At 72.4% G+C, this 21977-nt stretch carries 24 protein-coding genes and 2 pseudogenes; 14 read left to right on the top strand and 12 right to left on the bottom strand.

The window, feature by feature from the left end; all coding sequences use genetic code 11:
* Positions 1–64: 64 nt before the first annotated feature.
* The 3 genes from ACIQJT_RS25540 to ACIQJT_RS25530 form a co-directional block, all read right to left on the bottom strand.
* Complete coding sequence (locus tag ACIQJT_RS25540; RefSeq protein ID WP_365465188.1) at positions 65–532, bottom strand: peroxiredoxin; 468 nt, start codon at positions 530–532, stop codon at positions 65–67.
* Entirely contained in the window at positions 529–906 is a 378-nt protein-coding gene (locus ACIQJT_RS25535; protein WP_402647095.1) for a MauE/DoxX family redox-associated membrane protein, read from the bottom strand. The genes ACIQJT_RS25540 and ACIQJT_RS25535 overlap by 4 nt, the downstream gene beginning before the upstream one ends.
* A 71-nt stretch (positions 907–977) precedes the next feature.
* Positions 978–1613, bottom strand: a complete 636-nt coding sequence (locus ACIQJT_RS25530; RefSeq protein ID WP_402647092.1) for an AraC family ligand binding domain-containing protein — start codon at positions 1611–1613, stop codon at positions 978–980.
* Between the two features lie 82 nt (positions 1614–1695).
* On the opposite strand from ACIQJT_RS25530, the gene ACIQJT_RS25525 reads away from it, so the two are divergent.
* Positions 1696–2826, top strand: coding sequence for an MFS transporter (locus ACIQJT_RS25525; protein ID WP_402647090.1), 1131 nt, complete (start codon positions 1696–1698; stop codon positions 2824–2826).
* Positions 2827–2867: 41 nt separating this feature from the next.
* Here the strand turns inward: ACIQJT_RS25525 and ACIQJT_RS25520 are convergent, their stop codons facing one another.
* Positions 2868–3521 (bottom strand): TetR/AcrR family transcriptional regulator, encoded by a 654-nt coding sequence (locus tag ACIQJT_RS25520; RefSeq protein ID WP_402647087.1) that lies wholly within the window; start codon positions 3519–3521, stop codon positions 2868–2870.
* Between the two features lie 226 nt (positions 3522–3747).
* Between ACIQJT_RS25520 and ACIQJT_RS25515 the strand changes: the two genes are divergently transcribed.
* Positions 3748–5229, top strand: coding sequence for an MFS transporter (locus ACIQJT_RS25515; protein WP_402647084.1), 1482 nt, complete (start codon positions 3748–3750; stop codon positions 5227–5229).
* A gap of 451 nt (positions 5230–5680) precedes the next feature.
* Positions 5681–5820, top strand: a pseudogene (locus ACIQJT_RS25510) (DNA-binding response regulator); the annotation flags it as partial.
* Positions 5821–5889: 69 nt separating this feature from the next.
* Here the strand turns inward: ACIQJT_RS25510 and ACIQJT_RS25505 are convergent.
* Entirely contained in the window at positions 5890–6579 is a 690-nt protein-coding gene (locus ACIQJT_RS25505; RefSeq protein ID WP_402647082.1) for a TetR/AcrR family transcriptional regulator, read from the bottom strand.
* Between the two features lie 115 nt (positions 6580–6694).
* Between ACIQJT_RS25505 and ACIQJT_RS25500 the strand changes: the two genes are divergently transcribed.
* From ACIQJT_RS25500 to hemC, 7 genes and pseudogenes are all read left to right on the top strand, one after another.
* Positions 6695–7444, top strand: a complete 750-nt coding sequence (locus ACIQJT_RS25500; RefSeq protein WP_402647079.1) for an SDR family oxidoreductase — start codon at positions 6695–6697, stop codon at positions 7442–7444.
* A 187-nt stretch (positions 7445–7631) separates the two neighbouring features.
* Positions 7632–8612, top strand: coding sequence for an ATP-dependent DNA ligase (locus tag ACIQJT_RS25495; protein WP_402647077.1), 981 nt, complete (start codon positions 7632–7634; stop codon positions 8610–8612).
* Positions 8613–8798: 186 nt separating this feature from the next.
* Positions 8799–9575, top strand: a complete 777-nt coding sequence (locus ACIQJT_RS25490) for an NPP1 family protein (protein ID WP_365465212.1) — start codon at positions 8799–8801, stop codon at positions 9573–9575.
* Positions 9576–9676: 101 nt separating this feature from the next.
* Positions 9677–10702: a questin oxidase family protein gene (locus ACIQJT_RS25485; protein ID WP_402647074.1), complete on the top strand. Its 1026-nt coding sequence runs from the start codon at positions 9677–9679 to the stop codon at positions 10700–10702.
* Positions 10703–10757: 55 nt separating this feature from the next.
* On the top strand, positions 10758–11276 hold the full coding sequence (locus ACIQJT_RS25480) for a hypothetical protein (protein ID WP_402647071.1): 519 nt from the start codon (positions 10758–10760) through the stop codon (positions 11274–11276).
* Positions 11273–11739: pseudogene (locus ACIQJT_RS25475) on the top strand (GNAT family N-acetyltransferase). Before ACIQJT_RS25480 ends, ACIQJT_RS25475 begins: the two are co-directional and overlap by 4 nt.
* A 41-nt stretch (positions 11740–11780) precedes the next feature.
* Entirely contained in the window at positions 11781–12716 is a 936-nt protein-coding gene (hemC, locus tag ACIQJT_RS25470) for a hydroxymethylbilane synthase (RefSeq protein ID WP_402647068.1), read from the top strand.
* A 12-nt stretch (positions 12717–12728) separates the two neighbouring features.
* Here hemC and ACIQJT_RS25465 read toward each other — a convergent pair whose 3' ends face one another.
* From ACIQJT_RS25465 to ACIQJT_RS25450, 4 genes are all read right to left on the bottom strand, one after another.
* Entirely contained in the window at positions 12729–13244 is a 516-nt protein-coding gene (locus ACIQJT_RS25465) for a hypothetical protein (RefSeq protein ID WP_365465224.1), read from the bottom strand.
* Positions 13245–13436: 192 nt separating this feature from the next.
* Entirely contained in the window at positions 13437–14279 is an 843-nt protein-coding gene (locus ACIQJT_RS25460; protein ID WP_365465227.1) for an ABC transporter permease, read from the bottom strand.
* Complete coding sequence (locus ACIQJT_RS25455) at positions 14239–15060, bottom strand: ABC transporter ATP-binding protein (protein WP_402647065.1); 822 nt, start codon at positions 15058–15060, stop codon at positions 14239–14241. Before ACIQJT_RS25455 ends, ACIQJT_RS25460 begins: the two co-directional genes overlap by 41 nt.
* Positions 15057–15512: a MarR family winged helix-turn-helix transcriptional regulator gene (locus ACIQJT_RS25450; RefSeq protein ID WP_402647062.1), complete on the bottom strand. Its 456-nt coding sequence runs from the start codon at positions 15510–15512 to the stop codon at positions 15057–15059. The genes ACIQJT_RS25455 and ACIQJT_RS25450 overlap by 4 nt, the downstream gene beginning before the upstream one ends.
* A 239-nt stretch (positions 15513–15751) precedes the next feature.
* Here ACIQJT_RS25450 and ACIQJT_RS25445 point away from each other — a divergent pair, with 239 nt between their 5' ends.
* On the top strand, positions 15752–16540 hold the full coding sequence (locus tag ACIQJT_RS25445; protein ID WP_402647060.1) for an RNA polymerase sigma factor SigF: 789 nt from the start codon (positions 15752–15754) through the stop codon (positions 16538–16540).
* 16 nt (positions 16541–16556) lie between these two features.
* On the opposite strand, the gene ACIQJT_RS25440 is transcribed toward ACIQJT_RS25445, so the two are convergent.
* A complete protein-coding gene (locus ACIQJT_RS25440; RefSeq protein ID WP_053848068.1) occupies positions 16557–16889 on the bottom strand; it encodes an ANTAR domain-containing protein in 333 nt (110 codons plus the stop codon).
* A gap of 169 nt (positions 16890–17058) precedes the next feature.
* Between ACIQJT_RS25440 and ACIQJT_RS25435 the strand changes: the two genes are divergently transcribed.
* Positions 17059–17862: a VOC family protein gene (locus tag ACIQJT_RS25435; protein ID WP_402647057.1), complete on the top strand. Its 804-nt coding sequence runs from the start codon at positions 17059–17061 to the stop codon at positions 17860–17862.
* A 183-nt stretch (positions 17863–18045) separates the two neighbouring features.
* Here ACIQJT_RS25435 and glgX read toward each other — a convergent pair whose 3' ends face one another.
* Together glgX and ACIQJT_RS25425 are read right to left on the bottom strand one after the other, a co-directional pair.
* Positions 18046–20184, bottom strand: a complete 2139-nt coding sequence (gene glgX, locus ACIQJT_RS25430) for a glycogen debranching protein GlgX (RefSeq protein WP_402647054.1) — start codon at positions 20182–20184, stop codon at positions 18046–18048.
* Positions 20185–20186: 2 nt separating this feature from the next.
* Complete coding sequence (locus ACIQJT_RS25425; protein WP_402647051.1) at positions 20187–20681, bottom strand: pep a2; 495 nt, start codon at positions 20679–20681, stop codon at positions 20187–20189.
* Between the two features lie 297 nt (positions 20682–20978).
* Between ACIQJT_RS25425 and ACIQJT_RS25420 the strand changes: the two genes are divergently transcribed.
* Both ACIQJT_RS25420 and ACIQJT_RS25415 read left to right on the top strand, forming a co-directional pair.
* On the top strand, positions 20979–21278 hold the full coding sequence (locus ACIQJT_RS25420) for a DUF5133 domain-containing protein (RefSeq protein ID WP_365465249.1): 300 nt from the start codon (positions 20979–20981) through the stop codon (positions 21276–21278).
* Positions 21279–21353: 75 nt separating this feature from the next.
* A partial coding sequence (locus ACIQJT_RS25415; RefSeq protein ID WP_402647048.1) for a maltotransferase domain-containing protein occupies positions 21354–21977 on the top strand: 624 nt, incomplete at its 3' end.

Below are 21977 nucleotides of genomic sequence, written 5' to 3'. Positions count from 1 at the left end.
ATCGTCCAGGATGGTCCCATTGTCAGACCGCATCAACCGAAACGGGGCAACCGTGCCCCCTCCGTCACGTGCGGTGGGCGCGCAGGGCTTCGAGGGCGCGGTCGGCGTGGGTGTTCATGCGCAGTTCGCTGCGGACGACCTCCAGCACGGTGCGGTCCTCGGCGATGACGAAGGTGACGCGCTTGGTGGGTGCCAGGGAGAAGCCGCGCTTGACGCCGAACAGCTCGCGTATCGTGCCGTCGACGTCGGACAGGAGGGGCATGCCGAGGGTGTGGCGCCCGGCGAACTCCTGCTGGCGTTCGACGGTGTCTCCGCTGATGCCGACCGGCTGGGCGCCGACGGCGGCGAACTCCGCGGCCAGGTCGCGGAAGTGACACGCCTCCGCGGTGCAGCCGGCGGTCAGGGCGGCGGGGTAGAAGAAGAGGACGACCGGGCCGTCGGCGAGCAGGTCCGACAGCTTGCGGCGGGTGCCCGTCTCGTCCGGGAGCTCGAAGTCCTCGACGGTGTCGCCGGTCTCCAGCGCCTTGCTCATGCCCGGCCCCCGTTCTTGGCGATGCCACGTGCCCACAGGACGAGCGGCACCTGCAGCGGCAGCCGTCCGAGGGCCGCCGCCTTCTGGGGGGCGGGGCGGTGGCGCCAGTCGACGGCCATCTGGACGTTGGCGGGGAACACCCCGACGAAGAAGGCGGTGGCGGCGAGCGCGGCGGTCTGCCGGGTCTTCGGCACCGCCAGACCGGCGGCGAGCGCGAGTTCGACGGCGCCGCTCGCGTAGGTCCAGGTCCGGGGCTTGCCGGGCAGGGCCTTCGGGATGATCGCGTCGAACTGGCGCGGCGCGGCGAAGTGGGCGGCGCCCGCGGTGGCCAGCAGGCCGGCGAGCAGCAGGGGCGAACGTGAAGACCGTGGCACGGTTCCTCCTCCGGGGGGCTGCCGCGCACATTACTGGACGGTAGCGGCACCGCGTGCGGCGGCCTCCGTCCTCATGGGGAGCGGCGGTTGTGGGTGCCCGGGGTGTAGCCGAAGGAGCGGCGGAAGACGTCGATGAACGCGCTCGCGGAGGACCAGCCGCAGCGGCTGAGCGTGCGTTCCGAGGTGCCGGTCGCGGCGCCGAGGGCGGCGAGGGTGCGGGGGTCGGCGGGGTCGGTGTGGACGAGCGCGCAGACCGCGGCGAGCCGGGGATCGGTCGGCGTCGGCAGGCGCAGGGGCTGCCTCGGCGAGGCGCGCAGCTGGTCGCGGAGAACGGCGAGGAGGCGGTGGCGCTCGGGGCTGTCGTCGGCGGGGTCGCGGGTGTAGGCGCGGATCAGCTCGCGCAGGAGGGGACCCACGGCGAGCACGGTCGGGGCGTCCAGGCCGAGCGGGTTGTCGTCGGCGGGCAGACCGACCAGATGCAGGTCGAGGTGTCCGTGGGCGCGGTGGGAGTGGACGGTGCCGGCGGGGACCCAGATGGCGCGGGTGCCGGGTGCGAACCAGGTGCCGGTGTCGGTGGTGACCGCGAGGACGCCGGAGCCCGCGTAGACGATCTGGTGGTCGTCGTGCCGGTGGGCGTCGATGCGTGCGCCCGCGGCGAGGTGCTGGGCGCGGGTGGGCGCCGTCGGGGTGTGGCGGATGTTCGGCACAACTGGGCAGATTATCGGAAGCGGGCCGGCAGGCTGCCGCGCGAGGCTCGGTGCCGCGCCCAAGAACCGTTCCCTCGCGCTGATGTCGCTCGGTCACGCCTGTGTGGACGTGTATCAGGGGGCCGTGGCCGCCCTGGTGCCGTTCTTCGTCGCCGAGCGGGCCTGGTCCTACGCCGCCGCTTCGGGTGTCGTGCTGGCCGCCTCCTTGCTGTCGTCCGTGGTGCAGCCGTTGTTCGGCGCGCTCACCGACCGCCGGGCGATGCCGTGGCTGCTTCCGATGAGCGCGCTGACGGCGGGGGCGGGGGTCGCGCTGAGCGGGGTCATGGGCTCCTATCCGCTCACCCTGGCGGCGGTCGCCGTGTCCGGCGCCGGGGTCGCGGCCTATCACCCGGAGGCCGCCAGGGTGGCGCGGGCCGTCGCGTCCGGCGGCAACAGGGGGATGGGCTGGTTCTCGCTCGGCGGGAACGTCGGCTTCGCGCTGGCCCCGCCGCTGGTCGCCGCCGTGATCGCCGCCGGAGGCCTGGCCGCCTCTCCCCTGCTGGCCGTTCCGGCCGTGCTGGGCGCGGCACTGTGCGCGACGGCGGTGCGCGCGGCGCGGTCGCTGCCGGTGGCGGGAGCGGTCGGCGGTGGTGGCGGACGGGACGACTGGCCGTCGTTCCTGCGGCTCTCGGGCGCGGTGGTCTGCCGGTCGGTCGTGTTCGTCGGGCTGAGCGCGTTCGTGTCGCTGTACGTCCGCGAGCATGTCGGCGGCGGGGACGTGGCCGGTACGGCGGCGCTGGGCGTGCTGTACGCGGGCGGTGCCGTGGGCACGGTCCTCGGGGGCCGGCTCGCCGACCGGTACGGGCGCCTCGCGGTGGTGCGCGGGGCGTACGTCCTGACGGTGCTCGCCGTGGCCGGGGTGGTGCTCGTCCCGGGTCCGGCGGTGTTCGCTTTCGTCGCCCTGACCTCGGCCGGCCTGTACGTGCCGTTCTCCCTGCACGTCACCCTCGGCCAGGACTACCTGCCCGGGCGGGTGGGCACGGCGAGCGGCGTCACGCTGGGCCTGACGGTGAGCGTCGGCGGGCTGGCCGCCCCGGTGCTGGGCGCGCTGGCCGACGCCACGTCGCTGCGGACCGCGCTGGTGCCGTTGATCGTCCTGCCCGCGCTGGGCGCTCTGCTGCTGCGCGGCCTGCGCGAACCCATGCCCACCGAGCCGCTGGTCCCGGCGCGCTGAGCCTGGGCCGGGCCGGAATCCGGAAGCTGACGGGATCCTCTTCAGGGGCTGGTGGGAGTGACCGGGGCCGTCCACAGGGCGACCACGGCGTCCCCGAGGCCGGTCGCGGCGTCGTGCCAGTTGGCGCGGGGGGTCGGGGTGTTCTCGGCGAGGGCCCGCTCGCGGTCCGCGGCCATGTGCACGATCAGATGGCGGGCCATCTCGGCGCGCTCGGCCCGTACCTCGGCGGGCAGCTCGGGCAGACATCGGTACAGGCCCTCGACGATCTCCCGCAGCGAGGGCGACGCCATGGACTCCTCGACCATGATCTGCTGGAGCACCGGGTCGGTCATGACCTGGGCGCAGAACCGCGCGAACCAGGTGGGGCTGCCCAGCTCCGCGAGATGTTCGGGCACGGGCCGGACCAGGCAGTCCACCCAGTCGCGTACGTCGGTGGAGCCGCGGGCCCCGGCGAGCAGCCGGGCGCGGATCGCCTCGATGCGGACGTGGTGCTTGCGGGCGATCGCCCGGACCAGGTCGGCCTTGGTTCCGAAGTGGTAGCCGACCGCGGTGTTGTTGCCCTGCCCCGCGGCCTCGCCGACCTGCCGGTTGGACACCGCGAGGACACCACGCTCGGCGAAGAGCCGCTCGGCCGCGGTCAGGATCAGCTCCCGGGTCGCGTGGACCTGCTCCTCGCGCACCGTCCTGCCCGCCATGCTCACCACCGCACCGGGACTTGGCCGCCTCCCTCCGACGGCCAGCCCCTCGAGCCGCCGAGGCCCGCCTACACCGCGACGGGTTCCAGTGCCGGAAGCCTACGCAACGCTCGCCCGGCTCCCGCAGCCGACGTACGGCCAGGACAGGCCGACCGTTAAGCTAAGTCAGTCACCTGACTTAAATCGGCCGGGTCCGGCCCGTTCCCCTGCTCTGGAGGCCCTTTTCATGTCCGACGCTCTCGCCGGAACCGCCGACGCGGGTGCCGTGGCCCCGCCGCGGCCGAACACCGTGGTGGCGGTGCTGGCCTTTGCCGGAATCGTCGTCTCGCTGATGCAGACCCTGGTCATCCCGATCGTGCCGGAGCTGCCCAGGCTGCTCGACGCCCCGGCCTCGGACACCGCGTGGGCGGTCACTGCCACCCTGCTCGCGGCGGCGGTCGCCACCCCGGTCGTCGGGCGGCTCGGCGACATGTTCGGCAAGCGCCGGATGCTGCTGGTCAGCGTGGTGATGCTGGTGGCCGGGTCGGTGGTCTGCGCACTCAGCGACGCCCTCGTCCCGATGATCGTCGGCCGCGCCCTGCAGGGCCTGTCCTCCGGGGTGATCCCGCTCGGCATCAGCATCATGCGCGACGAACTGCCCGCCGAGCGCCTCTCCGGGGCGACCGCGCTGATGAGCGCCTCCCTCGGCGTGGGCGGCGCGCTGGGACTGCCGACGGCCGCGCTGATCGCGGACAACTTCGACTGGCACGTCCTGTTCTGGGCCTCGGCCGCGATGGGAGCCCTCGCCCTCGTCCTGGTCCTGGCGCTCGTGCCCGAGTCCCGAGTGCGCACCGGCGGCCACTTCGACGCGGTCGGCGCGGTCGGCATGGCCGCCGGCCTGGTCTGTCTGCTGCTGGCCGTCTCCAAGGGCGCCGACTGGGGCTGGGCGAGCGGCACCACGCTCGGTCTGTTCGCCGCGGCCCTGATCATCCTGCCGGCCTGGGGCTTGTTCGAACTGCGCAGCGCTCAGCCGCTGGTCGACCTGCGTACCACCGCCCGCCGCCAGGTGCTGTTCACCAACCTCGCCTCGATCGCGATCGGCTTCTCGATGTTCGCGATGTCGCTGGTGCTGCCGCAGCTCCTCCAGCTCCCCGCCTCGACGGGCTACGGCCTGGACAGGTCCCTGCTGACCGCCGGCCTGGTCATGGCGCCGTCCGGTCTGGTGATGATGGCCCTGGCGCCGGTCTCCGCGGCCGTCTCCAAGGCGAAGGGCCCCAAGGTCACGTTGATGACCGGCGCGCTGATCGTCGCCGCGGGCTACGGGCTGAACATCGTGCTGATGTCCGAGGTCTGGCACCTGGTGCTGGTGTCCTGCGTGATCGGCGCCGGCATCGGGTTCACGTACGGCTCGATGCCGGCCCTCATCATGGGCGCCGTGCCCGCCTCGGAGACGGCGGCAGCCAACAGCCTCAACACCCTGATGCGGTCCGTCGGCACGTCGACGGCGAGCGCCATCGCCGGTGTCGTACTGGCCCGGATGACGATCGACCTGGGCGGCTACGCGCTGCCGTCCGAGAACGGTTTCAAGACCGTCATGGCGATCGGCGCGGGTGCCGCGCTCCTCGCGTTCGCTCTCGCCTCCTTCATCCCGCGCCCGCGGGCCGCTGCTCCGGCGGGGATCCCCGCACCGGCCGCGCAGACGTCGGCCGGAACCGCCTCCGGACACTGACGTCCCGCCTGACGGCCGTCCCGTCCTGCCCGGGAAGGATGCACCCCTGGTGCGTACTGCGTTCTCAGTAGGCGCGATCACCGGCCGTGGTACGACGACGGGCGCACCGGAGTCGGGAAGACTGGCGGTCGGACCGTGGACAGGGCACGGGACACGGGCCGCAGCGCGGACGGGTGGACGACGGATCGCCCGTACGCCGGCCGGGTCGTGGCGGTCGAGACCCGCGGGCCTCGGCCATCATGGTTCCACGACGACCGGAGAGCCCATGAGCATCCCCTTGCGGCGCTACGCCGACGACCACGTCCGTACGGTCGTCGCCATGACGGCCGGGCTGCGGCTGCCCGGGCTCACGTACGGCGAGGACCGCCCCGGCCCCGACGGGCCGGTCCCGGAGGGGCACCCCGGACTCCCCCTCCGACCCGCCGCCCCGGAACGCCAGGAACGGACCAGCATCCGCACGGTGCCGGCCGGTGACTCCCTGCTCTCCCCGGCGCCACCCGCACCCTGATCACCCGCTTCCTCGCGGCACCGGGACTCGGCACCCGGCTGGCGGCCGCCGACGACCTGACCGGCCTCACCACCCGGGACCGCGCCCAGCCGTGGTGATGGCCTACCAGCCGGGCGTGGTGCAGCCGCTGCCGCCCGAGGAACGCCGACCCCTCAGCTCCCGGAGAGTTCCTCCAGCCACTGCTGGAGCAGGGCCGACTCCGCCGTCGTGAGCGTCGGCGGCAGGTCGGCACGCAGCCGGGCCGCGAGGGTCGCGGCCGCGACGGGCACCGAGCCGTCCTCCCGCGCCGCCTCGGTGTCGGCGGGCCGGGTCACCGAGTCCAGCACCGCGTCGCGCAGCCGAGGCGAGAACCTCGGGTCCGCGTACTGCTCGGGTCTGGTCAGCATCGACAGGGCGGCCCCGACATTGGCGGACATGATCATCTGCGTGGCCAGCGCGGGAGACACCGTCAGCCGCCCCTGGGCCGCGCAGCGTTCGAGGATGCCGTGCAGCAGGTCGTGCGCCTCCTGGGCCGCCGCCGGGGGCACGGTCAGCTCGGGCGAGTACATCAGGCGGTAGTGGCTGGGATGCTCCAGGGCGAAGCGCATGTGGTTGTCCCACCCGCGCTTCAGGTCCTCGACCGGATCCGCGCTCGGCCGGGCCGCCCGCTTGGACGCCAGGTACTGCTCGAAGCCCCGGTCGACGACGGCGGCCAGCAGGCCGGCCTTGTCGCCGAAGAGCCGGTAGAGCATCGGCGCGCCCACCCCGGCCTTCTCGCACACCGCGCGCGTGGAGACATCGGCGGCCGACGCCCCGGCCAGCAGCTCGGTGGCCGCCTCCAGGATCTTTTCCCTCGCATCCATGTCCCCACGGTACGCCATTCGTAGCATTGATACGAATCGGGAGTTACCGTTGCTACGCTTCAGTGGTATCGTCGATACGAGTCAGTCGTAGCATCGCTAACAGAGGACGGCAGTCATGACCACTCAGCCCCGGACGGAACAGCGCGTCGCGATCGTCACCGGCGGTTCGCGCGGCATCGGACGGCAGATCGCCGAGCAGCTCGCCGCCGACGGCTTCGCGGTCGTCGTCGGGTACGCGGGCAACCAGGCCGCCGCCGACGAGGCCGTGCGCGCCATCGGGGAAGCCGGCGGCACCGCCTACGCCGCCCGCGCCGACGTCGCCGACGAGACCGAGGTCGCCGCCCTGTTCGACCAGGCGGAGGCCACGTACGGCGGTGTCGACGCGGTGGTCCACTCCGCGGGCAGGATGCCCCTGTCCCCGGTCGCGGAGCTCGACCTCGGCGAGCTCGACTCCCTGTACCGCACCAACATCCGGGGCACCTTCGTCGTCGACCAGCAGGCCGCACGCCGGCTGCGGCCCGGCGGCGCGCTCGTCAACCTCTCCAGCTCGGTCGTCGGCCTCGCCTTCCCCGGGTACGGCGCCTATGCGGCCAGCAAGGGCGCCGTCGAGGCGGTGACCCTGATCCTCGCCCGCGAGCTCCGCGGCCGTGACGTGACCGTCAACGCCGTGGCCCCCGGCCCGACGGCGACCGACCTCTTCCTCGACGGCAAGGACGAGGAGACCGTCGCCCGCCTCGCCGCACAGCCTCCGCTGGAGCGCCTCGGGACGCCGGAGGACATCGCCCACGTCGTGTCGTTCCTGGTGAGCCCGGCGGGCCACTGGGTCAACGGCCAGGTGCTGCGCGCCAACGGCGGCATCATCTGACCGCGAGCGTGGAGCTTCACCCCGGAGGTTCCGGCTCACCGTTGCGGACGCACGCCAGGTCCGACCGGCGGCCCGGGGCGCCGAGACCCGCACCGGCAGGGCCGGGAGGACCCCGGGGCGGCGCCCGTTCAGGGGAAACCGGTCCGCGGGACGCGTGGCGGCCGGTGCCCGCGTCGACAACTCACCCGTGACCCTGCCGCTGATCCCGCCCATGCTCGCCACCCCCGGCACCCTGCCGCCCCCCGCGCAGGACGCGCGCTGGGCGTACGAGACCAAGCAGGACGGCCAGCGGGCGGTCGTCTACCTCCCGGGGAACGGCGACCTGGTGCTGCGCGCCCGGTCCGGGGAGGACATCACCGGCGCCTATCCCGAACTGCGGCCGCTGGGCGCCGCGCTCGGCGCCACACCCGCGGTGCTGGACGGGGAGATCCTGGCACTGGACGAACAGGGCCGCGCGGACTTCCAGTTGCTGCAACCGCGCATGCAGTTGGCCCACGCCCCCGGCCGAGCCGCACGCCGGGCGGCCGAAGCCCCCGTACACCTCGTGATCTTCGACCTGATGCATCTGGGGCGGCGCTCCCTCGTCACCCTCCCCTACACGCGACGCCGGGCGCGACTGGACGAACTGGGGCTCGCCGGACCCCACTGGTCCACCCCCTCCGCCCTCGTCGGCCACGGCGAACAGGCCCTGCGCGCCACCCGTGAACACGGCCTGGAGGGCCTGGTCTGCAAGCGGCTCGACTCGCTGTACGAACCGGGGGTGCGCTCCCGCGCCTGGATCAAGATCCGCAACATGCGCAGCGAGGACGTCGTCGTGGGCGGCTGGCTGCCCGGCAAGGGCCGGCTCACGGGCCTGCCGGGCGCGGTGCTGGTCGGACAACGGGGCGCGGGACGGCTGCGGTACGTCGGCAGTGTGGGCACCGGGTGGAGCGAGACGGAACGCACGGAGCTCGCCGCGCTGTTGGCCGCCGCGGCGACGGACGCGTGCCCCTTCGATCCCGTGCCGCGCGTCCCGGGCGCGCGCTGGGTGCTGCCCCGGCTGGTGGGCGAGGTCCGCTACAGCACCCGTACCCGGGCGGGGTTGCTGCGTCAGCCGTCCTGGCTGCGGCTGCGGCCTGACCTGGCGCCGGAGGACTCCTCGGCCGACCTCCCCGACCCGCCCGCCTGATCAGGGACGTCGGGCTCACCCGGGACGTCGGGCTCACCCAGGATGTCGGGCTCACCCAGGATGTTGGGTTCACCGTAACCGGAGCGACGCCTTCAGCCTCTTGGCGCGGACATGAAAAGCCGGGAAGCTGAACTCCCCAGTAACCCCACAGCCGTTGGGCTGCGCCCGGACCACGAGGAGGACGCAGTGGCGTCACCGTCGTTCAAGAAGCACCGCACGAGATGGCTCACCGGCCTGGCCGGCGCCGCCGCACTCGTCGTCGCCTTCCCCTCCGCCGCCTTCGCCGCTCCGCCCAAGGCACTGCCCGCCAACGCCGAGAGCGCCGAGTACACCTACCAGCCGGCCTTCGACTACGACACGGACGGCTGCTACCCGACACCGGCCATCGGCCCCGACGGCACCGTCAACGGCGGCCTCAAGCCGACGGGTTCGCTCAGCGGCGACTGCCATGACGCCGCCGATCTGGACAACACCAACACGTACTCTCGCTACAAGTGCAACAACGGCTGGTGCGCCTACCTGTACGGCCTGTACTTCGAGAAGGACCAGGCGCTGGCGAACAGCAGCATCGGCGGCCACCGGCACGACTGGGAACACGTCGTGATCTGGGTGCAGAACGGCTCGGTCCAGTACGTCTCGACGTCCAACCACGGCTCGTTCACCGTCAGTGCCGCCTCCGGGGTCCGCTTCGACGGCACGCACGCGAAGATCGTCTACCACAAGGACGGCATCAGCACCCACTGCTTCCGGCTGGCCAACTCGAACGACGAGCCGCCGGAGAACGCCAAGGGCACCTGGCAGTACCCGCCGCTGGTCGGCTGGAACGGCTACCCGTCGGGGCTGCGCGACAAGCTGAGCGCGTACGACTTCGGCAGCGCCAACTTCGGCCTCAAGGACGCCAACTTCGCCGCGCACCTGTCGTCGGCGAAGCCGTCGGGGATCCCCTTCGACCCCAACGCCTGACCCGGTGACACGATCGGGCGCGGGACCTAGGTCCCCCGCGCCCGCGGATTCCGCCCCGCGCCCGATCCCCGCCGCCCCACCCCCCGCATAGCGTCCTGTCCATGGACACGACCGACACGAGCGACACGAGCGGGCACCTCGAAGAGGCCCTGGACCGCGTCCACGCGGCCGGCCCGGAGCGGGAGGGCTGGCTGAGCAACCACGCCCCCATGGTGGTCGAGGCGCTCGCCGCGCACGGACAGGCCGGCTCGGTGCACCGGTGGCTGGACCTGTACCGGGACAAGCTGGAGGACTTCCCCGACCGCACCGCTCCCGTCACGGACGACAACTGGCCTTCGGCACTGGGCGATCCGCGTCGGATCGCGGACTGGACCGACTACTTCGCCCGCAGGCTCGCCGAGCGCCCCTGGACGGACGTCCTCGCCGAGTGGTGGCCGCGCCTGCTGCCGGGCATGTACGGCGGCGCCACGCACACCGTCATCCGGGCCGGCCACGCCGTCCGCGCCCTGCGGGCCCACGAGAACGCGCCCCGGCTCACCGAACTCGCGCACGCGCTGGGGTACTGGGCGGCACGGCACCAGCCCGTGCCCGGGCTCGCGGAGCTGCCGGGCACCACGGCCGCCGCGGACGCCCTGGACGCCGTACCCGCCATCGAACCGGGTCACCTGGGGTTCCGCGACCGTCTGGCCGCCGTACGCCGGCTGCCCGTGTGGGCGCGCGACGTCACCGACCCGGACACCGCGAAGGAGCGGCTCACCGAGCTCGTGCGCGCCGCGACCCACCGCTACGCCACCCACGGCCACGGTGAGCCGACCATGCTCGTGCACGCGGCCACGGCCCCCAACGCCGTGCTGCGGACCCTGGACTCCCTCCCCCGCGACCAGTGGGTGCCGAGCCTGCACGCGGCCTGGACCGCGTCGGCGGCGGTCACGGCGATGTACGCGCCGGCGGCACCCGTCGTCTACTCCCCTCCCGCGCGCCTGACCGCCGAGGAGGTCGTGGAACGCGCCCTCGCCCACGGCGACGAACACGTCATCAAGCTCACCGACACGGCCCTGGACTTCGGCGACGAACAGGCCCTCGGGGCCGCCCTGCGCTCGGCCGAACTCAGCGAACCGCTCGTCTGAGGCCGGCCCGGCCATCGTGTCGCGCCGGACCGGCTCCGCACCGGATGATGACCGGATGGATCTTCACGAGGAACTGCCCGCCGCCGTCGCCGCCGAGGCCCTGCTCGCCCTCGCCGACGGCCACCACGTCCGTGCCGTAAGGCCGTTGGGCACCAGGGAGGCCGCCGGGCACCTGGTGAAGGTGTACGGGCTGGAGGCGCCCGGCCGTACGGTGACCGACGTGGACGCCGAGGCCGGGCTGCGGATCGCCGCCCGTCATCTCGGACTCGGCCCGCTGCGGGGCTCCCTCGGGCTCGCCGTCCTGATCGTGCACGCGGGCGGCGACGGCGACTACGTCCTGGTCCAGAGCTGGATCGAGGGGCACATGGCGGACCTGGCGATCTTCAACGGCCCGGCGGGCGAGCCCGAAGCGCTGCGGCCCGGCCGGGCGGGACTGGCGCCCTGCGTGTGGGAGGCCGCCGTCCTCGCGCACGAGCGGGACGCGTACTCCCGGCACGTCCTCGACGGCACCGGGTCGCTCGCCGGGCGGCTCACGGCCTGGGCCGCGGACACGGCCGCGGGTGACGTCCGATGAGCGACACCCCCCTCGTCCGGCACGCCGAGCGCGCCGACCTGCCCGCGGTCGCCGAACTCGCCGCCCGGCACGCGGAGTACGAGCGCGCGGCGCCGCCCCCGCGGGACCTGCCCGACCGGCTGGCCGCGCTCCTCTTCGGCACACCCGCGCCCCGCCTGCGCTGCCTGGTGGCCGCACTCCCGACGGGGAACTCGCCGGCTACGCCACCTGCGCTCCCGAACTGTCCACCTGGCGGGGCCGCGAGTACCTGCACATGGACTGTCTGTTCCTGCTCCCCGGGCACCGCGGAACGGGACTCGGCGTGCTGCTCATGGACGCGGTGACCGCCGAGGCCCGCGCGCTGGGGCTCGACGAGGTGCAGTGGCAGACACCGGCCTGGAACGACGGGGCGATGCGGTTCTACGACCGGTTGGGCGCCCGCGCCGGGCAGAAGATCCGGTACTCACTACCCGTCAACCCCTGAGCGTCAAACACGGAACCGCCGCAGGGTCTATCGTGTCCCGCATGTCCCTCCCGGAACTTGTCCGTGTCGTCTCCCGTGACTCGCCGATGGCGCTGGCCCAAGTGGAGCGTGTCAGAAACGAGTTGGCAGCCCTCTACCCCGGCGTGCGCACCGAGGTCGTGCCGGTGAAGACCACCGGTGACAAGTGGATGGGCGACCTGTCCAAGGTCGAGGGCAAGGGCGCCTTCACCAAGGAGGTCGACGCCGCGCTGCTGGCCGGCGAGGCGGATCTCGCGGTGCACTGCGTGAAGGACGTGCCCGCCGACCGGCCGCTTCCCGCGGGCACCACGTTCGCGGCGTTCCTCAAGCGCGACGACATCCGCGACGCCCTGATCCACCCGGGCGGCCTGACCCTGGACGAACTTCCCGAGGGAACCCGCATCGGCACCTCCTCGGTGCGCCGCGTGGCCCAGCTCGCCGCCACCCACCCGCACCTGCAGTGCGTGCCGTTCCGCGGCAACGCCAACCGGCGGCTGGCCAAGCTGGAGGCGGGCGAGGCGGACGCGCTGCTGCTCGCGGTCTCCGGCCTGGAGCGCATCGGCCGCGAGGACGTGATCAGCGAGATCCTCTCCCCCGAGACGATGATGCCGCCGATCGGCGCGGGCATCCTCGCCCTCCAGTGCAGGGAGGGCGACACCGAGCTGATCGACGCGGTCAGCGCGCTCGGTGATCCGAACACGTTCCGGGAGGCGACCGCCGAGCGGATGTTCCTGCACGTCCTCCAGGGCCACTGCAACAGCCCGATCGCGGGGTACGCGCGCGTGGACCACGGCGGCGAACTGTCCCTGCGGGCCTGTGTGTTCACCGCGGACGGCAAGACGCGCCTGAACGCCCACGAGTGGGCGGGCAGGCTGGATCCGGCCACGCTGGGCACCTCGGTCGCCGTGGCACTGCTGCGTCAGGGTGCCCGCGAGATCATCGACGGCATCCCGCACTGAACCCGCGCGGGATCAGGCGGTGCCCTCCTCGGCCTGGTCCCGCAGGAAGTTGCTGACCTGGCAGGCCAGGCCCTCGCGGCCCGCGCCCACGTGCGCGGCGCCCTCGTCGAGTCCGATGCCGCCCGCCCACAGCCGGCGGTCGGCCCACTCGTCGTCGACCCGCAACTGGATCTGCACGTCGATCTGGCCGAGGCTCGCCTCGGGGCCGGCCGCGAACAGCACTGCGGTGGCGCGGCGCAGCGGGTAGACGTCGAAGCCCTCGATGAACTGCGAGTTGCGCCAGTCGATGAAGGCGCTCTCGCCGTCGGGCCCGATCCGCACGTCGATCTGACCGTCTTCCAGGTGGACGGTCGGATGCCGGTCGCCACGGTTCTCGACGGTCACCCGGACGCTGAAATACGTGAGCCCTTCGGCGGCGTCGTCGCGTCCGCGCGGCGGCTCGGCCGCCTCCAGACGGTGGACGCGGACACGCAGACCGGCATGCTCGTCGTACTCCTGCCAGTCCCCGACCACGTTCGGCTCGTACACAGTGCACCTCTTCGACCTCAGAGAGCTGCTTCCTATCTGTGTGCTCAATGCACTGTCAAATGAGCAGAATGCGCTGTGGCCAGGGAATTCACCCCCTTTGATCACTGATCAAGCCGTGCGCAGGAAGAATCCGCCGATCGGCCGGAAAAACCCTTCCGCGGGCGTGCCGCACATCACGTTGCCCGTCCATGATCAACGGGCCAGGCGGCCGAGGAGCGAGGAGGCCGCGGTGATGCCGAGTACGGCGGCCACGGCCAGCACCCCGAAGTCGAGCGCGAGACGGGCGGGCGTGCCGAGGAGGAGGCCGCGCAGGGCGTCGACCTCGTAGCTGAGCGGGTTGACCTTGCTGACGGCCTGGAGCCAGCCCGGCATGACGGACAGCGGGTACAGGGCGTTGGAGCCGAAGAAGAGCGGCATGGTGATGGCCTGCCCGATGCCCATGAGCCGGTCCCGGCTGAGGACGATGCCTGCGATGGTCATCGACAGGCAGGAGAAGAACGCCGAGCCGAGGACCACGATCGCGCCGACGCCGAGGAGCCTGAGCGGGTTCCAGGTCAGGGACACCCCGAGCAGGGCGGCGATGACGATGACGACGACGGCCTGGATCAGCGACTTCACCCCGGCCGCGAAAGCCTTGCCGGTGGTCAGCGCCGAGCGCGGGGTGGGGGTGACCAGGAGTTTGTTGAGGATGCCCGCGTCCCGCTCCCAGATGATCTGGATGCCGTAGAAGATCGCGATGAACATGGCCGACTGGGCGATGATGCCGGGGGCCAGGTAGTCGATGTAGGGGATGCCCCGGGTGGGGATCGCCTTGATGCGGGTGAAGGTCTGGCCGAAGATCAGCAGCCACAGGGCGGGCTGAACGGCGCGGGTGTAGAGCTCGGTGCGGTCGTGGCGGAGTTTCTGGATCTCGACGGCGCACATCGCCACGACCCGGGCGGGCAGCAGCCGCCAGCCCGCGCGGGGCTCCGGCGGCTTCAGCAGCAGACCGATGTCAGCCGACGCGGTTCGCGGTGCGGCGGGTGCTTCGGACATCGCGGAAATCGCCTCCCTCGTCCTCGAGTCCGCTGCCGGCGACGTCACGGAAGACGTCCTCCAGGGTCGGCAGGGTGTCGGTGCCCCGCTTCTCGGCCAGTGACCGCCTGAGTTCGGCGGGGGTGCCGAGGGCGCGGACGCGGCCACGGTGCATGAGACCGACCCGGTCGCAGTACTGGTCGGCCTCGTCCATGTAGTGGGTGGTCACGAGGACGGTCATGCCGGTCGCCTCGCGTACGGCGCTGATGTGCTCCCAGACGCCGGTGCGGGCGATCGGGTCGAGGCCGATGGTCGGCTCGTCGAGGATCAGCAGCCGGGGCGCGCTGACCAGGGCCTGGGCGAGCTCCAGCCGTCGGACCATGCCGCCGGAGTAGGTGCCGGCGAGCCGGTCGGCGGCGTCGGTGAGGTCGACGGCGGCCAGGGCCTGGGCGACCCGCTCGGAGCGTTCCTTTCGGGCCACGTCGAAGACACGGGCGAAGAGGGTGACGTTCTCGCGGCCGGTCAGGTTGGCGTCCGCCGACAGCTGCTGGGGGACGTAGCCGAGCAGCCGGCGTACGGCCATCGGCTCGTCCGCGGTGTCGCGGCCGAAGACGTGGACCATGCCGGCGGGCACGGGCAGCAGGGTGGTGACGCAGCGGATGGCGGTGGTCTTGCCGGCTCCGTTGGGCCCGAGGAGTCCGAAGACCTCGCCCTCCTCGACGGTCAGATCCAGCCCGTCCACGGCTCTGGTGTCACCGAAGGCGTAGGTCAGCCCGGTGCAGTCGACAGCTCCGGATGTCATGTCCGCTCGGCCTCCTCGTGCAGATCGACGGCGAGCGCGCGCAGGGCCGGGAGCGCGGCGCGCAGGGCCTCCTGGTCGGCCGCGTCCAGCCGGGCGACGTGCCGGGTCACGAGCGCGACCCGCCGCTGCTTCCAGTCCCTGAGCCGCGTCTCGGCCTTCTCGGTGAGCAGCAGCCGGACCGCGCGCCGGTCGGCGGGGTCGGTCTCGCGGACCAGATGGCCCTCCTTGACCAACTGGTTGACCAGGGTCGAGACGGAGTTCCCGGCCAGGAACAGTTCCTTGGCCGCGTCGGAGACCCGGATGCCGGGCCGCGACTCGACCAGGCGGAGCAGTTCGACCTCGGCGCCGCGCAATCGCGGCACGGTCAGCCCGGCGCGCAGCCTGCGTCGGAGCAGTCGCTGGACGCCGACGAGCGCGTCGGCCAGCTCCTCGGGGAAGGTCTCTTCGTCCACCCGGGCGACATTACCTCTGAGTCAGAGCCATCTCGCCCAAGAGCTGGTCAAGGCATACGGGATGATTGGCGTTTTTGTTTCATTTCACCCCCGAGCGGGAATCCACTCAGCAGTGCTTCGGACAGGAGGCACGTCCGTGGGTGTCCCGTCGAGCGGGCCCCGGATGTCTTTCCCAGTGTCCGAGCGCGTGGCTCCCACGGTGTCTGTCCACCCAGCACCCGCTCAGGGAGGTGCGCGGCATGTCCGTCGCCACCAGAACGAAGCCGCATCCGCACGACGACGCCCCCGACACCTACGAGGCGTTCGAGCGCCTGTCCCGCCTGCCCGAGGGCCCGGAGCGCAAGGCCCTCCGGGACGAGCTCGTGGAACTGTGGCTGCCCATGGCCGAGCGGATCGCCGTCCGCTTCCGGGGCCGCGGGGAGTCCCTCGAGGACCTCTACCAGGTGGCCGCCCTCGGGCTCGTCAAGGCCGTCGACCACTACGACCCGGCACGCGGCAGCGCCTTCGAGGCGTACGCGGTGCCGACGGTGACCGGCGAGATCAAGCGGCACTTCCGCGACCACATGTGGACGCTGCACGTGCCGCGCCGGGTGCAGGACCTGCGCAACCGGGTCCGGCAGGCGTCGAAGGAGCTCGCGCAGACCCCCGGCCGGGCGCCCACCGTCGCCGAGATCGCCGCGCAGGCGCATCTGACCGAGGACGAGGTGCGCACGGGTGCGGAGGCGCTGGAGTGCTTCTCGGCGCTGTCACTGGAGGCGGAGATGCCCGGCACGGACGGCTACGCCCTGGGCGACGCGCTCGGCGGCCCCGACCCCGGCTACGACGTGGTCGTCGACCGCGTGGCCGTCGGGCCCCGCCTCAAGGCGCTGCCGGAGCGCGAGCGGACCATCCTCTACCTGCGCTTCTTCCGGGGCATGACCCAGAGCGGCATAGCCGAGGAACTCGGCATCTCGCAGATGCACGTCTCCCGGCTGCTCAGCACGTGCTTCGCGCAGCTGCGCGAGGAGGTCCTGGCCGACGACCGCTGAGCCCCCGGGGGCGGGGTCACTCGGGCGACGCCCCCGGAATCTGCGTCGGACCGTACCGGTCGAGAGCCTCCTCCAGCTCCACGCGGATCTCCCGGGGGATCTCACCGGACCGCCCCCAGATGAGGATCAGCTCCGCGACGTTGCGCAGCTTGATGTTGGTGTGCTGGGAGACGTCCTTCAGTACGGCCCAGCCCTCGTCCGGGGTGATCCTGCCGAGCGCGACGACCATGCCGATGGCCTGGTCCACGACCGCGTGGGAGGCGACCGCCTCCTTGAGCTGGCCGATCTCCTCCTGGAGGGCGAAGATCCGGTCGGACTCGTCGGCTGGTTCGTTCGGTACGACTGGCACGTGTCCATCCTGTCACTCGGAGGGGTCCGCGCCACCGGGCACGGGCGAACGGGCCACCGTTTCGGCGGCGCCCCCGGGGTACTCGGCAGGCGCCCGGAGCGGTTCCGGACGGACACTGGAGGAAGACCGCCCGGTGGCCGCCGGCCGACGAGAGCAGGACGCGACTGCCATGAACCACGATCCGAGACACCCCACCGCGACCGCGGACGTCGTCTCCACCCACCATGTCTTCGGGGCGCCCTGCTGGGTCAGCCTGACCAGTCGCGACCAGCAGACCACGGAGGACTTCTACGGGGCCGTCCTCGGCTGGGAGTGGAAGCCCGCGAAGCTCGGTGAGCGCTTCCGGGTCGCGCTGGCGGACGGCACGCCGGTCGCCGGGATCGCGGCGGTGGCGTCGATGTGGCAGATGGCGGTGGCCTGGACGCCGTACTTCGCGGTGCCCAGCGCGGACGAGGCGGCGGCGCGCGTACAGGAACGCGGCGGCACGCTGGCGGTCGGCCCGCTGTCCTTCCCGCCCGGCCGGGCGGCCCTGCTCTCCGACCGCGACGGAGCGACCTTCGGCGTCTGGGAGGGAGACCTCGTCTCGAACTGGGAGGTGTGGCGACGGGCCCAGCCGGCCTTCGTCCGGCTCCACACCCGCGACGCGTTCGACGCGGCCATCTTCTACGGCGAGGTCCTCGACTGGGCGACCGAGCGCCCCGACTGCTGCGAGGTCCGCTACGAGGGGGAGGAGGTGGTGCTGCGCAGCGGCGGCGACGTGGTGGCGCGCATCGAGTCGGGGGCGCTGGGCTCGGCACCCGATCCCGCGATCCGGCCGCACTGGCAGGTGCACTTCGCGGTCGAGGACGTGGCGGCCTGCGCCAAGGCGGCCGAGGTCCACGGCGGCAGCGTCCTCTCCCGCGTCCCCACCGAGGCCGTGCTGCGCGACCCGGACGGCGCCCAGTTCACGGTCACGACCCGCCGGACCCGCTGAGACCGAGGAGCGCCGGGCCCCAGGGCTTCCCCGGCCCGCTTTCCGACGCCCCGACGGTCGTCTCACGCGGGTGAGGTCCCCAGCCACGAGCCACCCGCACGACCGTCTCCCACCACACGCACGGAGGGCGAGGCTTTCGAGCCTCGCCCTCCGTTCACGCCCCGGGCCTCACAGCGTCACCCTTCACGAACCCCCGCGGGACGGCCGCGACAGCAGAACCAGGCTGCGGGCCTCCACCGTCATCCGGGTGCCCGCCTTATGTTCGGCCTCGTCGGCGCCCTGGGGCTCGGACGTGTCGAGCACCGTCGTCCAGCGTTCGCCGTAGGCGGGGTCAGGAAGACGGAAGTCGACGGGCTCCCAGTGACCGTTCAGGAGCAGCAGGAAGGAGTCGTCGACCACCCGGTTCCCCCGTGGGTCGGGCTCGGCGATGGCGTCGCCGTTGAGGAACACACCGACGGCGTGCGCGTCGGAGCGCTGCCAGTCCTCCTCGGCCATCTCGCGGGCGTCCGGCAGCAGCCAGACCAGGTCGGGCAGCGGCTGCCCGGCGTGCGTCACGGTCTCGCCGCGGAAGAAGCGGCGCCTGCGCAGGACGGGGTGCGCCGCGCGCAGGCCGATCACGTACCGGGTGAAGTCGGCGAGCTCGCGCTGCTCCTCGGTCAGCTCCCAGTCGATCCAGGAGATCTCGTTGTCCTGGCAGTAGGCGTTGTTGTTGCCCCGCTGCGTACGGCCGAGTTCGTCGCCGTGGCAGAGCATCGGGATGCCCTGCGAGAGCAGCAGGGTGGCGAGGAAGTTCCGCTGCTGGCGAGCCCGCAGTTCCAGGATCGCCGGGTCGTCGGTCTCGCCCTCGGCCCCGCAGTTCCAGGACCGGTTGGCGTTCTCCCCGTCCTGGCCGTCCTCGCCGTTGGCCTCGTTGTGCTTGTCGTTGTACGAGACGAGGTCGCGCAGGGTGAAACCGTCGTGCGCGGTCACGAAGTTGACGCTGGCACGAGGGCGCCGCCGGCTGTGCTGGTACAGGTCGGAGGAGCCGGTCAGCCGGGAGGCGAACTCCCCGAGCGTGTGCGGCTCGCCCCGCCAGAAGTCCCGTACGGCGTCCCGGTACTTGCCGTTCCACTCCGACCACAGCGGCGGGAAGTTGCCGACCTGGTAGCCGCCCTCCCCCACGTCCCAGGGCTCGGCGATCAGCTTGACGCGGCTGATCACCGGGTCCTGCTGGATGAGGTCGAAGAACGCCGACAGCCGGTCCACCTCGTGGAACTGCCGGGCCAGGGTGGCCGCGAGGTCGAAGCGGAAGCCGTCGACGTGCATCTCGGTCACCCAGTACCGGAGCGAGTCCATGATGAGCTGGAGCACGTACGGGTGCCGCATGAGCAGGCTGTTCCCGGTGCCGGTGGTGTCGTAGTAGTGCTCCCAGTCGCCGTCCACCAGCCGGTAGTACGAGGCGTTGTCGATGCCCCGGAAGGAGAGCGTGGGCCCCTTCTCGTTGCCCTCGGCGGTGTGGTTGTAGACCACGTCGAGGATGACCTCGAGTCCGGCCGCGTGCAGCGCCTTCACCATCGCCTTGAACTCGGTGACCTGCTGCCCGCGGGTGCCGTGGGCGGCGTAGGCGTTGTGGGGCGCGAAGAAGCCGATCGTGTTGTAGCCCCAGTAGTTGGCCAGGCCCCGGTCCTGGAGCACCCCGTCCTGCACGAACTGGTGCACCGGCATGAGCTCGACGGCGGTGACGCCGAGCGAGGTCAGGTGGTCGATCACCGCGGGGTGCGCCAGACCGGCGTAGGTGCCGCGCAGCTCCGGCGGGACGTCCGGATGGGTGCGGGAGAGCCCGCGGACATGGGCCTCGTAGATCACGCTGTCGGCGTAGGGCCGGCGGGGCGGCCGGTCGTCGCCCCAGTCGAAGGCCGGATCGGTGACCACGCCGAGCATGGTGTGCCCGGCGCTGTCGGCCTCGGGGGTGTGCAGCGAGGGGTGGGTGTCCACCTGCCCGTCCACCGCTTTGGCGTACGGGTCGAGGAGCAGTTTCGACGGATCGCACCGGTGGCCGAACGAGGGCTGCCAGGGTCCGTGCACCCGATAGCCGTAACGCTGGCCCGGTCCTACGCCCGGCACGAAGCCGTGCCAGACGAATCCGTCGACCTCGGTCAGCGGGACGCCGGTGTGGGCGCCCCGCTCGTCCACCAAGACGAGTTCGACACGCTCGGCGACCTCGCTGAACAGGGCGAAGTTGGTGCCCTCTCCGTCGAACGAGGCGCCCAGCGGGTAGGGGTGCCCGCTCCAGGCCGGCACCCGCTTCCCGTTCCCGTCCGGCTTCTTCCTGGACGACGCCATGCTCAGCACCCGCCGTCGGCGGCCGCGGCGGCCAGGGCCGCGACCGGCATCTCGCGCGGCACCTGGAGCACCTCCCGCAGGCTCGGGGCGGGGGCCGTCGGCACGAGCGGGACGCGCTCACCGGCGCGGGCCCGCTGCGAGAACCAGATGACCTTGCTGCCGGTGTCGGTGGCGCAGCAGCCCCAGCCGTCGCTCATCGCGGCGATCCGTTCCAGGCAGGCGCGCAGATCCAGGTCAGGGCGCAGGTCGCAGTCGTTCTCGGCGACGGCGGTGATGAGGTGCTGGCCGTTCCACCACAGCTCGATGGAGGTGTTCTTGTCCGTCGCGTGCTCGTCGATGGCCTTGAGCAGCAGTTCGGCGCCGCGGCAGACGGGCTCGACCAGGGTCTCCAGGTCCCAGAGCCGTAGATGGGCGGCCAGGATGCGCCTGACCTGCCCGACCCGTTCCGGGCTGACCTCCACGTCGAGGTGGTAGTAGCAGGGCACTGCGGTCTTCATCGTCACTCCTCACCGGCGAAGCTCCCGCTCCCTCCCGGCCCCCGCGGGACCGGGCCCCGTGACACGGAGCGTGAGCGCTGATCGCTTCAGAGTCACTCCAGAGTGGGAGTGCTACGCCATTCGTGCAACACGAGCGACCGGCGAGGTAGTTGAAGAACCAACAAGACGCTGAGTCGTCGCGCGTGCACCATGAGTGAAGATCTTCTTGAATCCCGGATCTTCCTGAGCCCTGGATCTTCCCGAGCCCGGACCCTTCCGCGCCCTGGAGCTTCCCGAGTCCGAAAGGTGAACGGCGCCATGCTGCTACCGGCCAAAGCCGAAGTCGCCCGGCAACTGCGGCGCTATCGCGCCTGGGAGCGCGTCATGCTCGCCTCCCCCGCCGACCGCGACGTCCGGGCCACCTTCGAGGACTCGGGCTACACGCTGTGCGTGCTGATGGGCAAGCGCTGCGCACGTGAGGCGGCCGACGCCGCCGAGCGCTACCTCAGCAGCAGCGTGGTGGCCTACCTCCAGGAGCAGAGCGACCTCCCCCGGGCGGGTGCCGTCGCACGACGTGGTCCGCCGAGGGCAGCGGAACGTTCCCCCGCGGGGAGGTAACACCCTTCCGGCGCAGCTTGGACCCCCGGCCGGGCGCAGTCAGCGCCCGGCCTCGAGCACGGCGGAGGCGAGAGCATGAGTACCACCCCGGTCATCGGCCGCATCCCGGTTCGGGACGTCCGCCCTGCCGTCGACTCCGGCAGGCGCCCGGCGAAGGCGGTCGTGGGAGAGACCTTCGAGGTCACCGCGACGGTGTTCCGCGAGGGCCATGACGCGGTCGCCGCGAACGTCGTCCTGACCGACCCGGAAGGGCGGCACGGCCCCTGGACGCCGATGCGGGAACTGTCGCCCGGCAGCGACCGCTGGGGGGCGGAGGTCACCCCGGACGTCGAGGGCCGCTGGACGTACCGCGTCGAGGCCTGGAGCGATCCGATCGGCACCTGGCGCCGCGTCGCCCGCATAAAGGTTCCTGCCGGTCTCGACACCGGGCTGGTCCTGGAGGAGGGCGCCGAGCTCTACGCCCGTGCGGCCGCGGGCGTCCCGGAGGGGCCGCAGCACGCGGTGCTGCTGGCCGCGGCGGAGACGCTCGCGGACGACTCCCTGCCGGTCGCCACCCGATTGGCCGCAGCGCTGACTCCGGATGTGGACGCGGTCCTCGCCCGTCATCCGCTGCGTGAGTTGATCACGGCGTCGGAGTCGTTGCCGCTGCTGGTGGAGCGGGAGCGGGCGTTGTTCGGGTCGTGGTACGAGTTCTTCCCG

Origin of the sequence: Streptomyces sp. NPDC091972, from assembly GCF_044756385.1 — a bacterium.
Lineage (GTDB): Bacteria > Actinomycetota > Actinomycetes > Streptomycetales > Streptomycetaceae > Streptomyces.
The sequence above is the reverse complement of the archived record's forward strand: the minus strand, read 5'-3'. Positions and strand labels throughout refer to the sequence as shown.